Source organism: Prevotella sp. CAG:592 (assembly GCF_000436015.1).
In the GTDB taxonomy this organism is placed as follows: Bacteria; Bacteroidota; Bacteroidia; order Bacteroidales; family Bacteroidaceae; genus Prevotella; species Prevotella pectinovora.
This window is the reverse complement of sequence record NZ_FR892482.1, coordinates 1-14,070: the sequence shown is the minus strand read 5'-3', so window position 1 is coordinate 14,070 and position 14,070 is coordinate 1. Positions and strand designations below refer to the sequence as shown.

Here is a 14,070-nt window from a genome sequence, read left to right as displayed (position 1 = left end):
ACTATTTATTTTTCTTTGATTTCCATTCGCTAAATACCATGATCAGTTTCTCTGGTAATAGTTTCTTTATGAAATTCTTAAACTGATATTTATTGTCCACCCAAGAACCTGCATAATGATGTATTGTACGAGTGTTCGGTTTTACATGAATACGTCCTGTCGTCAAGTTTGTCGGGCAGAAATATTCCGCTGGATATATGTAACAATCGTCAGCAACTTTCTGTATTCCTGCTATTAGCTGTAACCCATTCTCCTTAAGTACTTCGGTACAAATATCAACTACAGTTATTTGTTTACTTGCATTTGTTTCAAGCACAAAATGCTTACCATCATAATAATCAAGCATTTTTTTCATCAGCCCGAGGCCGGGGGCTACCCCCAGGCCGAGGCCGGGGTTGACGCTCGCGTTGCTTGCGTCGCCCTTTTCTGAATTCGGATCGGTCTCAAAACCCATAAAGTTGCCACGAGCTATGATGTCGTCAATAGGTCGTATCACCTCGACGTCCGTATCGAAGTAGATGCCGCCATACTTATGCAGAATCCAGAAACGGGCATAGTCGCTCACGAAAGCATACTTCTTCTGAGCGTACGCCTCTGCCGTATACGGAATGATGTTAACATCGAAGTTATCCTCATTCCACTCTTTTATCTCATAATCAGGCAAATACTTCTTCCACGAAGCGATGCACTTCTGTGCCAGTTCAGGCAATGGGTTTCGGCCAAACCAACAGTAATGTATTATCTTAGGTATCATACGTTTACTATATAATAGTTTATTTCTTGAAATATTCCATCACCTGCTCTATCACAGGCGCCATATCATAATATTTATATTGCGCCAATCTACCGCCAAACACTACATTTTCCTCGTTTGCAGCCAATTTGCGATATTGGTCTGCAAGCTGGTTGTTGCGTTCGTCGTTCACCGGGTAGTATGGCTCCATGCCGTCTTTATACTCTGTAGAATATTCCTCCGACACAACCGACTTCGGACAGTCGTAAACCTCTTGACCGAACATCTCAAAGTGCTTGTGCTCTATCACACGTGTGTATGGCTTCTCATGACTGGTATAATTAACGACAGCATTGCCCTGGAAGTTCGCAGTGTCCTCTATGCGGGTCTTGAAACTTACGGTACGCCAGTCGAGTTTGCCCAACGAGTAGTTGAAATACTCGTCGATGGCTCCTGTGTAAACCAACTTGTCGGCAAACCTATTCCAGTCCTTATATTCTGAGTTGAAGAAATCGACATCGGTCTTGCAGTCGATACCTTCCAGTAATCCGTCTATCAGCTTGTTATAGCCTCCTACTGGTATGCCCTGATACTTGTCGTTGAAGTAGTTGTTGTCGAAGACCATTCTCACTGGCAGACGCTTAATGATGAACGCCGGCAATTCGGTACATTTGCGTCCCCACTGCTTTTCTGTATATTCCTTGATAAGCGTATAGAATATATCCCTACCTACCAGACACAGAGCCTGCTCTTCCAGATTCTGCGGTTCGCGTCCATTCAATGCAGCCACAGCTTCCGACTTCTGTTCGTCTATCTTTGCCTTTGCCTCTTCCGGTGTTGTCACACCCCACATCTGACAGAAGGTGTTCATGTTGAAAGGCAGGTTGTACAGTTTGCCTTTATAGTTGGCAACGGGGCAATTAGTATAGCGATTGAACTCAACGATGGAGTTCACAAAATTCCACACCTCCTTGTTAGAGGTATGGAAGATATGTGCGCCATATTTATGCACATTGATGCCCTCAACCTCTTCGCAATATACGTTACCGCCCAACTGCGGACGCTTGTCAATCACCAAGCATTTCTTACCTGCTTTCTTGGCAAAATAAGCAAAAGTTGCTCCGAACAATCCTGAGCCAACTATCAGATAATCATATTTCATTGAAAAAGATTTAAAGATTCTACAATTACATTTTACCTAAATCTTCTCTGACTCCTCTTCTCATCATCTTCCAGAACAACCCATAGTCAGAGAACGAATACTTGTGTCCTTTTACGAAGTTGAACGTAATGGCTGCATACATGTGAAGCAGGAATGGCATTGCTGCAAAATGTCTCACCCAAATGTTCTTGCCATATCTATGACCGAAGTAGGCAGTATTGCGGATATGATAAGCCAGTTTCCATTTGTTTTTCATCTTGTCTTCTCTGTAGCTGGAGTTCGACTGGAAGTCGTACTTATCCATCAGGGCGTCTCTTGCCACCACAACCTTATAGCCTGCCAACACAGCGCGATAGCTATAATCGGTATCGTCGTAAAGGATGAACAGTTCCTTGTTCGGAAGTCCAATCTTTTCGACAACTTCCTTGCGGATGAGCGGACCCTCGAAAGCCATTCCTACAATGCCAATCGTCTCGTTGCTTTCCACCTCCTGAGCCGTAAGCATGTCGTTGTGCATATCAGAGAAAGGATTAGTCAGATTGAGCGTCTTTGCCTCGCCTACAAATGTCTTGCCGCTCATCAAGCGGTGCGGACAAACTATTCCCAACTTCTCATTTCGTTCTGCTACATTGAGCAATGTTTCCAGGCAGTCCTCTCGGGGGAACACGTCGTCGTCCATACACCATATCCAGTCGCACTCTTCCTTCGAGGCTTCCTTGATGCCCCTGTAGAAGCCACCAGAACCGCCAACGTTCTCCTGATGGATTACGTTCAAGCCGGTTTGACCGTCAAGCCACTCCTTCGTGCCATCCGTCGAACCATTATTAATAATGTATATCTTGTCGAGTCTTTTACTCTGACCTTTTAAAGATCCTACAACTCGCTGCAAGAGATTCAGTCGGTTGTAAGTGACTACGACTGCTATAACTTTAACCATATATCTTTTTTATTATCTTTTGATAAAACAAATAGAGAACAACAGAAATTATACAGATTCCGATTGATGTCAGGACCAATGAACTACTGCCTCGAAAGTAAAATACTATGTTGGCAATCTTTTCATGGGTTAGATATACAAAAAATGATATTCCACCCAAAAACGTACTAATGCTACTAAACTTTTTTGTTGGTTTGCCCGTAGCTAAAGCTGTAGTAAAAATTATTGACGAAACAGCAACAATTAATAATATTAGCTTTGTGTAACTTCCTTCTATATTCTGCATTGTTCCCATCAAAAAACCAAGTGTAAAAACTATGATCCCTATTAGGATAATTAACTTTGTGGTAATTCTTGATTGTATATATTCAATCAGTTGCTTTTTCTCTGCAAAAAGAACACCTATTACGATTCCCAAAGGATCAAAAATGAGTCCAAACATAACGGGGGGGGTAATGTTTATGCAACCAATTACAAAAATGCTATAAGCAATAGTTGTTACAATTATCCTTTGTGCCTTATTCGCCATTTTATGAATAAACCATAAAAATAAGTACATGGCAAATAATACGTTCAAGAACCAGGTTACCCCATCAATTTTATAGATACCTACAATGTAAAGAAATAGATCCAATGTAGAAACATTTTGCACAAAATCTATATTATCTCCAAAAACATTGAAAATTGGGATACTAAAGTAACCTTTGCATAGCAGTCCTGTTCCTAAAATAAATAATGTATTTATCATCAACAAAGGAAGATAAATCTTAAATAGCCTTTTCTTTATAAAAGGAAGTAATGCCATCGGTTTCTTTTCTAAGGACACACTAATTCCGTATGCACTCAGAAAGAAGAATATTACACACGCGGTTGGTCCTAAGAATCCAACATATGGTGAATGAAGATAAAAATGATGTATAAATATTCCTATACAACAAATAAATTTTATGCTATCTGTTATCGCTTTGTTCATATAATTATATGTTTACTTTTCATACCCCAGACCTTCCAGCCATTCCATTATTTGTTTCATTCTGATTTCCCAAGGAGCCATTCTCAAAGCCGTTTCACGGTTCTTGTCCACCAAGTCCTGATACTCTGAGATGTGCTCCACTATATCCATCACTTGCTCGTCGGCGTGTTCCTTATCAATAGTGACAACGGGGTTGTATCCAACCAAGTCGATAAGCTCCTTAGGAGCACGTCCGAGAAGCACACTGCGCGAGAGCATCACTTCCCAAAAACGCTGAGTCAACGTCTCGATACCGCCGGCTTCTTCGGGCGCCGTATCGCATCGCGGAAGCGATATGGTTATTTTTGCATCTGCCATAGTGTCGAGCAGTTGGCTGAATGTGCGCATACAGCCGTTTGCATTCTGACTGTTCATGTGTTTGATGCCTGCCACGTAATGCTGGAAGAAGTTCCTTTTAATGCTGCCATATTCGAGCAGGTCTATATTTCTTTCCGCAAGATTCTTACCGGCATGGTATGTAGCAACGTTTATACCTTCAGGAATGGAGAGTATGTTCATGTTCGGGAACTCCTTACGCATGAGATCTGCTGTTTGCGACGAGGTGAATATGGCGGTTCTCACATCGTGTCTTTTCAACCATTTTGCTACCTTGCCGAAATAATGTGGCCAACAGTCCCAAATGAGCGGTACTATCTCGTAGAATATATAATCGGGGAACGCATCGTATGTCAATGCTACGGGTTCTACCAAGCGGAGTCGTGCCTCCTTTCCGCATTTGCATAAAGAAGGGAAATCTACATTGTATGCCAACGAGTGCAACACTTTTGGCGGGTAATGTGGCTTTGCTGTGCGTCCGCCGATGTTCACCCAAGCCTCGTACGGCTGATGCTTGAAACCCGGCTTACCGCCGAATGCGTATGGAGCCACTGCCTTTATTTTCTTCATTTCTAAACTCTTATTTAAACAGTCCGACGAACGGACAAAAACGATACTCTTTACTTTATAAGCGCCTTAGGGTACACAAAGAGCAGCAGATCTTTAGCTACCGCAACCAGTGTCATCTTTACGTACTGGAAAACAGCACCTGTGCTTATCAGCTTGCGCAACATGCCATGATGCGCCTGCTTGTCATACTGCTTGCCGTTTATCATCATGCCGATGATAGTCTTATAAGACAAGCACATGCCGGTCTTCACCATTTGCCTTACCGGCAGCTTTGTCTTTATCCGCTTCACCTCATCCAGAATCTTCAGATACGAATAGAAGTCGGTAACATACTTCGGATTGTAACCGTTCGATAATGCCCCCATGAGGCTACCCTTGCGCTGATAGTAGTTGAAAACGGGGCGTGTCATATAAGCCACTTCGTTGCGTACAGCACAGAGGTACGACACACAGAAGAGACGGTCTTCGTGGTAGAACAGACTCTCGTCAAAGCGCTTGTTCCCATTCTTCAGCAAATCGGTTCGGCATAATTTGCCAGCTACATACCCCAAATATGGATAATCCTTCGGTCTGAACATCTCATTAAGAGCAGCATCGCGAGAAAGCACCTCTCGCTTCTGCGTGTTTACGCATGGGCACCACGAGCTGTTGTCGTTCACCATGTTATACCCAGCCATCACCATCTCTATCCGCTCTCCATCCGTAAGCCCCATAAGGTACTCTACAGCGTCCGTCTCAAGCCAATCGTCCGAGTCGATGAACGCAACACATTCGCCGCTCACTGCTTCCATTCCAGAGTTGCGTGCAGCCGAAAGTCCGCAATTCTTCTTGTGTATAACTTTTATGCGTGCATCCGTCTGTGCATACTCGTCGCAGATGTCACCACAGTTGTCTGGGCTTCCATCGTCAACGAGCACAATCTCTATGTTGGTGTATGTCTGGGCAAGCAGACTGTCTATACAACGCCGTAGATATTGCTCAACGTTGTATATCGGCACTATAATGCTAACCTTTTTACTTGTCATTTCATCTTGTTTCATTTTTATGTTTCTATGGGGTTATAATGGCGTTATTATCCAAACATATCTGCGCTAATGCATATATAATTTGCTCTTCTATTTAGCGTTTTTCAAAACTGTGTGTACAACCGGAACAACTTTCCAAAGCCCCAATACGGAACCACAACACCTGAGCAAGCCACAAGACCACTCAGGAACATGAACAAAGGCATGTGAAAGCTACTTATCCATTTGTACGTGATATCCTCACCCTGATTGAAAACCATTACGTAAACATGTCCCATGACAACCAAGAAGATTGCCATGCCCTTCATTCGGTCGATATAATCAATATCGTTGTTTCATTATTTTAAATTCTTTATCACCCTGCACGGGTTACCAGCTGCCACGCAATTGGCAGAACAACATCTAATTTATTATTTATAATTCAAATTAAAATATTCTTTCAATGCTTCTATATCATTCAGCAGTCTCCAGTTCTTTTCAAACCATTCCTGTTTATTATTCCACCATTTGGTTTTCTGTAGGAACTGAATTGTTTCGTCATCATAACGATAGCCAATGACTTTGGCAGGTACACCACCTACAATTGCATACGGCGGAACATCTTTTGTAACCACAGCATTGGCAAGGACTACCGCTCCATCGTGTATCTCTACCCCACCAATTAAAGTGACGTTGGAACCAAGCCAGCAGTCGTTACCGATTTTGTTTACAAGTTCTCTGGCTTTATCATAGAACTTGAACTCCTCTATCATCTGCTCTGTAGCAAACGTCTTGCCTTGCGGATTGTTTCCGTTGCTTTTAGAAAAGAACAAAGGACATGTTGTAGCGAACGGCGCCTTATAAGCATGGGTAGCATTGATGTATCGGCAGTTTGGACCGATGGACGTAAAGCGCCCTACCTCAGCACTAACCATTCCACCTCCACCGATATACGAGCCATATCCTAAGGAACCAAAGAAATCGGTATGTGGACCAACCATGTTCATTCCCTCAAAGCCACAACGATAGGATATATGTGTAGAGTACCAGAACTTAACTTTTTTGCCATTATGCCATTTCTGCCATAAATAGAGGAGCAGATTACTTAAAACCGGCAGCTTCTTTATTATTGCTAATAATTTTGTCATTCTATTTTAAGAAGTGAATTAACTTATACAGCAACAACCAATCGTATCTGCGATGCAGCCCAGGATACAGCTTTCTGCATTGCTCTGGATAGTAGTTGCGCTCACCGAGATAAAACGCATACAACGCCATCTTCTCCCAAAACGATTTGCCTTTGAAATCGAGATAACCTAAGAAGTCTTCTTTTATGTCCTTACGGGCACGAGAGGCTGCGGAGAACTCCAAGTTGAACTTTGCTACCGGTTTGTGACAGAGATAAAGTCTGTATTTGCGATACAGTTTGAAAATTCGCTGCAGATCCTCATATCGACGCACTCGCTCGTCAAATGGATTTTCTTCTACTATCGTTTTTCTGTATACTGTAGTGCCTGAGCATTGAAACAAACGACCAAAAGCATGAGCTTTGAACGGATTGCCAACAACACCTTCCTTGTATTCAACAGCTAAACACTCTTTCTTGCCATTGTTGACAATCACCTCACCAAGAAACATATCTACATCAGTATGTTTTTGTATCTTTTCACTAAAGAGCTCAAATGCCCCTGGCAACATCTCGTCATCAGCATCAAGGAATAGAATCCACTCGCCTTTCGCATTCTTCACTCCTGTATTTCGAGCCTTGCTCGGTCCGCCGTTCTCCTGCTTTATCAGTCGGATGCGAGAATCGTTTATAGCCTCAACAACGCCAACCGATCCGTCTGTAGAACCATCATCAACTATCACCACTTCAAAGTCATCATACTCTTGAGAGAGCACGCTCTTCAAAGACTGTGCAATTGACGTCTCCTTGTTATATAAAGGTATTACTACAGTAATCATTTTAAAATAGATTTTATCAGTTTTTGATGTCTACATTTTGTTAATAAGCTTCAATACAATTCCATTCATTTTCATTTTGACAAATGGTATAAGGAATCGTGTTTTTATTGATGATGAAGTCAACATTGTTAGAGGTTTATCGATAAAACAATCCAATTGCTTCAGCATTTGCTTTTTTATGCTTTTATCTTTTGTTTGAGAGATTTTTGCCAATGTCATGTAATAAATTGTCTGCATGATAAAGCTATAACCCTCACTTTTTGTTCCTTTGGTGTGGTATTTCTTATAGTATTCATACCATTGACTTGCTGTCAACTGCAGCATATCTTTAAGGAACAAGACATGCATTAATTGCTTAGTTCCCAAATTTAGTGGAACATTATAGTAGAGTTCCAATCTATTAGCTAACTTAAACAATTGGCTATCTACATATTCCATTTCTTCAAAGGATAGATTATAGCCGCTTTCGCCTTCATCAGCAGACTTATGGTAGTCTTTCTGTGTAGAATCTATATAAATGGACTCGGCATGACAAAGAAACTCCCAATTGAAAACATTGTCTTCGGCGAAACGCATTTGTTCATCAAAGCGTATCTGATATTGCTCTAAAATAGAACGCTTGAACAAACGTCCCCAAGGGAAACAGAGCTGATCTGCATTTATCAGTTTTGAAAGTTCTTGACTAACCTTTTGCTTGTCTGACAGTTGGAATTTAAAGCAAGAGGCTTCGGGAACTGCACCATAGTAAAAGCCAGTAATAACAATATCATAACCCAAGCCATGTAACAAGTGTTGTAGATAATCGGTCTCTATGAAGTCATCGGAATCAATAAAAGCGATATAATCACCTTGAGCTAAATTCAATCCCATGTTACGGGCAGAACTCACACCTCCATTCTCTTTATGTAAGACTCGTATCCGACTATCGTCATAAGACTGACAAATGCCTAAAGTATCATCTTTGCTACCATCGTCAACTATTATCATCTCCCATTCCGCGTATGTCTGTTCAAGAACAGACTGTATACATCGACGAATGGTTCCGGCTGCGTTATAAGCAGGTATTATAACAGAAATCATTTCTTTCGATTTGTTATGTTATGGATTTTCTCAAGCAGCGTTGACACTTTAAGCATAAGTGCTGATGCTACTCCGCCCTCCTTGTAAATTTTATTAAAGATTTTGCCTGCTGGAGAGAACAAAAAGTACATCTGGTCAATGCCGACCGGCATACTTGGAGAAACAAATGATTGTTTACAATTACGTATCAGCCAATCTGTTTCTTCACTAATTCTCCTTTCTCGCTTGATGGTTTTATATATTGATTGAGAAAAGTATGGGGAATAGTCTTGATTCTCTATGAAGTTCATGTGCCACCAGTGAACAATCGCAGCATCTGCAAAATACTTTAAGCTCATTTGCACTTGAGCATTATAAATTCCTGGCAATTCTTCAATAATGTTACCAAATTCTCGGTTCGCCATTAAGAACGAAGGTTCGTCTTGAGAATTTTCCTTTTCAAAACAAGAGAATTTCCAGTTTTCATTCCACTTCTTAAAGAAAGAACGTATAAGCTCGTTATCAGCAGCATATATGACACCCGAATTAAAATAGAACTTACTGTCTGATGCGTCTATACCAAACACAGACTTTACAGAACCTAATGGTTTAAATGGCATATTGGCAAGAGGCAAATGATTTTCAGGCACAGCAGCGATGTCACACGTTAGGTTGTCGATCTCATCCAATCGTTTGCATATCACAGTGTCGTTGTCAAGAAAAAGCATAGAACCATCTACATAGAGTCTCGTTTTGGTCTTTAATTCTCTTGACTTTTGTTTTGCAGTATACTCTTCCGGTACTGGAACAACTGTTATTTCTGTTATCAATTTACAGAAATCTTCAAATTGTTCTATGTATTGTTTAGTATTTTGATCAACTAATAACACCACATGAGCATCATCGTGGAATGTTCTTAGAGAATATATCGACGTCCAACACTCTTCCAAAAACAAATCATTTTCAGAAGCGATTAAGGCATATACAATTTTTGTTTTCATAATTACAAAGTTTACATGTATTTGTTAAACCACTTTATATATGTATATGCCGTGAAGAACATACGTGAGCTAAATTCCCTGCCGTTCACAAACGCATCTCTTAAAGCGATGAATTTGTCTGCATTCAATTCCGGCAATAAATTCGTGAGGTTATCTTGTGATACGGTATCAAACAAATTTTGTTTCATTTCGCCTCTGAACCAGTCTTTGGTTGGCGGAACAAAGCCGCGTTTCGGGCGGTCGAGCAACTCTCTTGGTACCATTTCATAGAGGATATCCTTCAATATTCGTTTCAAGCCAAGTTCACCATTAATCATATACTCATAAGGCAAAAGACGAGAGTATTCTACCACACGATAATCCATGATTGGGCTACGAAGCTCCATGCTGCAGCGCATTGTGGCACGGTCAACCTTCTGGTTTACGGCGTTCATGAATGTCTTCATGTCGTAATCGCTATATGCAAGGATGCCACGCTGCTTGTTCTGCAGGTATTTCATGTCGGGCTGTTGCCTGCCAAGAGTGATACGGTCGAACTTCTCCGCGCCTCCCATATCATAACAGAACATACCAAGGCTACGATACACGTCGGCATAGTCGTGCTGGGTAGACTGCATAACCTCTCCCTCTCCACCCTTATGCTTGAAGTATGGTGTGAATAGCTTACGAAGCCAATACGGTTTCTTGTATTGATGCAGACGTGCCTTTGTCCATTCGTATTTGGGATAGCCATAGAAGAGTTCGTCACCACCATCGCCACCAAGAATCACTGTAACGTCCTGGCGTGCCTTTTCTGCAACAAGACTACTCGGTATCAGACTGTCGTCGGCAAACGGCTCGTCAAAATAGGTGATATAATCGTTGAAAACATTCATGAGGTCGTCACCGGTACACGGACAAACCTTAATAGGTACACCCAAGGAGCGCGCTACGTCAACAGCAAAATGACTCTCGTCAAACTGCTGGTTGTCGAAGCCTGCAGTATATGCACATAAGTCTTTGTTGAACTTTGAAACGATGGCGCAAATCAATGAAGAGTCGATACCTCCAGACAGGAATGTACCTACCGGCACATTCGCATTGAGTCGCAGGCGAACGGCATCAAAGAGCAGATCTTTGACCATCTGCTTTGCTTCATCATATGATTTTGGAGCAGAAAAACCACATGAATTAGAGTCTACATCCCAATAAGTCTGTATATCGAGTTTGCCTGAAGCGAGATTGAAGGTAAAACATTCACCTGCTCTCAATTTCTTCACCTCCTCAAATGGGCTATAAGGATCTGGAATGACACCTTGCAGCAGATAGAACTGGCGGGCTGTTGCATCAATATGGAAATCATTGGCATATTTTATGACCTTAGGCTGTGATGCGAATTCGAAGTTCCTGCCTTCATGCCAAAAATAGAATGGTTTCTTGCCCAAGCGGTCGCGAGCACCTACCATAATATTCTTTCGACGATCATAAATAACGAAAGCAAACATGCCATTGAAAAGTTTCACAGAGTCGAGTCCATATTTCTCATACATAGCACAGATAACCTCTGTGTCGCTCTCTGTTCTCAATGTGACGTCGCCCAGATACTGTTTCTTCAGTTCAAGGAAGTTGTACACCTCACCGTTGAAGACGATGCTGATATCGTCGGTATAAACGAACGGCTGGTTGCTGCGGGAATCAAGGTCGATGATAGACAGACGTACATGTCCCAATGTCAGAGTCTCGCCATCTGGTGTTCGGATTACTTCCATGCCCGTATGGTCGGGACCACGGAAGTTCATCAACTCCAGTTTATGTTCTACGATACTACGTTCGTAACGTCGTGTAGTTCCGAAAATTCCACACATACAATTAGCTTATCTTTATATTCTTGACAATATTCTTCTGCCATTTCTCTGCCCAATATCTGAATTTCAAACCGATACGATCTACGAAATTAGCGCATTGGTATGTAAAGCCATATCGCTTTTGAAGTTTGAAGCCAATAAAGTCATGCAAATTTGCATAATACAGAAATTCATTCCGGTAAGGGTTTTTACATTCTGTAAACCAAGGCTTCTCAGCCTCGCAAAAATGCACAACTACAGGATCCTTACCACGTTCTCTAATTTCATTCCACTTGCTATAGTGCATATAATGGACTAAGGAATCTCTAAACCACCATTCTTGATAATTGTATGTGTAATCTGCATAAACAACACTGCCGTCCAATATTTTGTTTAGTGCGTTCTGATCAGGCAAAGAACATTTGTCCGGATTATCGGCAACCCATCCGATAAGTTTCTTTGCAATATCATTTTTGCGCCAATATTCAAGGTTTAGCAGCAATACTCCAGAATTGAAATATTTTCCTTCAAGTAAAAGCGTGTTCTCAAAAACAATATCGTCACAACTCTCAGCAACAACCGCAGCAATAGCTTTGCCATATAGGTCTATATCATAAAGAGGTTTCAATGAATGTCTCACGATGATGTCACAATCAAGGTAAAGCACCTTTTCTTCTTTTTGAAGCATATCAGGCAACAAAAAGCGATAGTACATAGAGACAGGAAAACGCTCATTGACAGTCAAACCATCAAAGCATCTCTTGTCAATAGTCTTGATAAATATCTCCTGCTTATATATATCAGCCAAACGTAAGAATTTCAATTCTGCCTTTTCTGAAATGCCATCCGTCAGAATATAGACAGAGAAATGCTCACCCTTATTGTTTTCAAATATGGATGTTATACATACCAATGCAGGCATGACAAAGTTTTCATCTGTGCATAAAGATATATTCATCACTTTATCTTCAAATTAGATTTCAAAAACGACATAGACGAAGCTCTTAATACATTCAGTTCTGACAAGACATATTTATAGTCAATAGAATCATCCATATGAAAAGCCCCATTTTGTATTCTACTTGTAAGTCCAAGGCTTTTAAGCAATGAATCTATTCTTCCACGACCTTTTCTAGGCGGCACACATATAAATTGTTTCTCATTAAGTATTGAAAATGCCGTTCCATGAAAAGAATTAGTAATGACAAATGACGCATTTCTGAAATATGCCAAGAATTCCATAGGTCCTGCATCTGTTATCTGTATTATGTCTGTATCGATATCATCACGATGATGAAACAAAATGCTAACGACTTTCAGTCCTTTTAATTTCGCAAAGTCTAATACATCAGAGAAGAAACTTGGCTCTTCGCTGAATGAATACGTCAACAGATAGTCAGAATAACTTATCGGCGAACAGATCTTTGCCCAATCATTTTTATCCAAAAGGAATATTGGGTCAAGAACATTAACACTTTTAATACCATTTGCATTTAAGAAATCCGACAATCCTTTTTCTCTAACACTAATTGCATCAAAATTAGATATAAGAGAATTGAATTCTTCCAATTTAGATTTCTCTACAAGTTCTGAACCATTACTGGCGGCATAAGCTAATTTTTGCTTATCTACACCAAATCCATTGCAAAAATATAATGGATCAAATCCATTTGTCAATTTTTTATTCCAAATTTGGTCACTACCAGAAATATAAACATCCAATTTCAGTTTGTCTATGTCTTCAATTTTATAGACTCGTTTCGTGGTAGGCAATTGTTTGTTTATGAATTTGTCGAAACGCTTCCATTGTACATTCCTTTTCCGATTATTCCAATAACATTTACAAGACTTTAGCAACGACAATACTATCGAGTTATTCTCCCTATAATTGTTATAAAAATAAGAAAATTCCAATGGTAGGTATTGGTTATATATGAAGGAACGCCTTAGGTCAATTATTTTGGCATCATACCCCTCCAGACACAATCTGGTACTAAGGGCATAAGCCTGCAGTACCGCACCATAATTGTGTGCATAATGAAATGTTATGATTCCTATTTTCATCTTTTCAGTAGTCTCTTGAGTTTTTGCTTAACGTCTGCCTTCATTTGTTTCAACTTATACCGCATACCATCTTTGCCATATTTGAAGAATACATATTTGAATCCCCGTTCTTCGTAATCGCGCTCAAACGCATCACGCTTCTCGTTTATTACAGTGGGGCGCTGTAAATTGGGCTGTAAACAATTCTCTATTCTAACGGATATTGTGTTTAGTTGGTCTTTCACATCTTCGAATATATTTTTCCCCTTCTCAGTATTTAGCAAAACCAAAGAGCACCCCTTGTCATCTTCATTGAAATGGCAATCAGTTTTTTCCCACCCCCCAGGCCGTCCGAAAACGACACTTTGAGGCATATCACAGTTGGCAGAGCCGCTATTGCGACTCCACCTGAGCCCATTTAAGGG

General features: G+C 40.8%; 14 protein-coding genes and 1 pseudogene. All 15 read right to left on the bottom strand.

Features of this window, described 5'->3' with window-relative positions; translation table 11 throughout:
• Nucleotide 1: 1 nt before the first annotated feature.
• Nucleotides 2-754 carry a glycosyltransferase family 32 protein gene (locus QVO99_RS00280; protein ID WP_022315577.1) on the bottom strand — a complete coding sequence of 251 codons (753 nt, stop codon included), beginning with the start codon at nt 752-754 and terminating at the stop codon, nt 2-4.
• A 19-nt stretch (nt 755-773) separates the two neighbouring features.
• Entirely contained in the window at nt 774-1,895 is a 1,122-nt protein-coding gene (glf, locus tag QVO99_RS00275) for a UDP-galactopyranose mutase (RefSeq protein ID WP_022315576.1), read from the bottom strand.
• A 25-nt stretch (nt 1,896-1,920) separates the two neighbouring features.
• A complete protein-coding gene (locus tag QVO99_RS00270; RefSeq protein WP_022315575.1) occupies nt 1,921-2,832 on the bottom strand; it encodes a glycosyltransferase family 2 protein in 912 nt (303 codons plus the stop codon).
• Nucleotides 2,825-3,805 carry an acyltransferase family protein gene (locus QVO99_RS00265; protein WP_022315574.1) on the bottom strand — a complete coding sequence of 327 codons (981 nt, stop codon included), beginning with the start codon at nt 3,803-3,805 and terminating at the stop codon, nt 2,825-2,827. Before QVO99_RS00265 ends, QVO99_RS00270 begins: the two co-directional genes overlap by 8 nt.
• Before the next feature lie 12 nt (nt 3,806-3,817).
• Nucleotides 3,818-4,750: a hypothetical protein gene (locus QVO99_RS00260; protein ID WP_022315573.1), complete on the bottom strand. Its 933-nt coding sequence runs from the start codon at nt 4,748-4,750 to the stop codon at nt 3,818-3,820.
• 50 nt (nt 4,751-4,800) lie between these two features.
• Entirely contained in the window at nt 4,801-5,790 is a 990-nt protein-coding gene (locus QVO99_RS00255) for a glycosyltransferase family 2 protein (RefSeq protein WP_288176827.1), read from the bottom strand.
• A gap of 89 nt (nt 5,791-5,879) precedes the next feature.
• Nucleotides 5,880-6,092 carry an acyltransferase family protein gene (locus QVO99_RS00250; RefSeq protein WP_288176829.1) on the bottom strand — a complete coding sequence of 71 codons (213 nt, stop codon included), beginning with the start codon at nt 6,090-6,092 and terminating at the stop codon, nt 5,880-5,882.
• A gap of 93 nt (nt 6,093-6,185) precedes the next feature.
• Nucleotides 6,186-6,902, bottom strand: coding sequence for a CatB-related O-acetyltransferase (locus QVO99_RS00245; RefSeq protein ID WP_022315571.1), 717 nt, complete (start codon nt 6,900-6,902; stop codon nt 6,186-6,188).
• A 1-nt stretch (nt 6,903) separates the two neighbouring features.
• Nucleotides 6,904-7,719, bottom strand: a complete 816-nt coding sequence (locus QVO99_RS00240; RefSeq protein WP_022315570.1) for a glycosyltransferase family 2 protein — start codon at nt 7,717-7,719, stop codon at nt 6,904-6,906.
• 30 nt (nt 7,720-7,749) lie between these two features.
• On the bottom strand, nt 7,750-8,799 hold the full coding sequence (locus tag QVO99_RS00235; protein WP_022315569.1) for a glycosyltransferase family 2 protein: 1,050 nt from the start codon (nt 8,797-8,799) through the stop codon (nt 7,750-7,752).
• Complete coding sequence (locus QVO99_RS00230; RefSeq protein WP_022315568.1) at nt 8,796-9,779, bottom strand: hypothetical protein; 984 nt, start codon at nt 9,777-9,779, stop codon at nt 8,796-8,798. The genes QVO99_RS00235 and QVO99_RS00230 overlap by 4 nt, the downstream gene beginning before the upstream one ends.
• Nucleotides 9,780-9,790: 11 nt before the next feature.
• Nucleotides 9,791-11,623: an asparagine synthase (glutamine-hydrolyzing) gene (gene asnB, locus QVO99_RS00225; protein ID WP_022315567.1), complete on the bottom strand. Its 1,833-nt coding sequence runs from the start codon at nt 11,621-11,623 to the stop codon at nt 9,791-9,793.
• 4 nt (nt 11,624-11,627) lie between these two features.
• Nucleotides 11,628-12,560 (bottom strand): glycosyltransferase family 8 protein, encoded by a 933-nt coding sequence (locus QVO99_RS00220; RefSeq protein WP_288176826.1) that lies wholly within the window; start codon nt 12,558-12,560, stop codon nt 11,628-11,630.
• The gene (locus QVO99_RS00215; RefSeq protein WP_022315565.1) at nt 12,560-13,666 is read right to left on the bottom strand and encodes a polysaccharide pyruvyl transferase family protein; all 1,107 of its coding nucleotides are present in this window, start codon (nt 13,664-13,666) and stop codon (nt 12,560-12,562) included. Before QVO99_RS00215 ends, QVO99_RS00220 begins: the two co-directional genes overlap by 1 nt.
• A pseudogene (locus QVO99_RS00210) lies at nt 13,663-14,070 on the bottom strand (hypothetical protein); the annotation flags it as partial. The gene QVO99_RS00215 and the pseudogene QVO99_RS00210, both read right to left, overlap by 4 nt.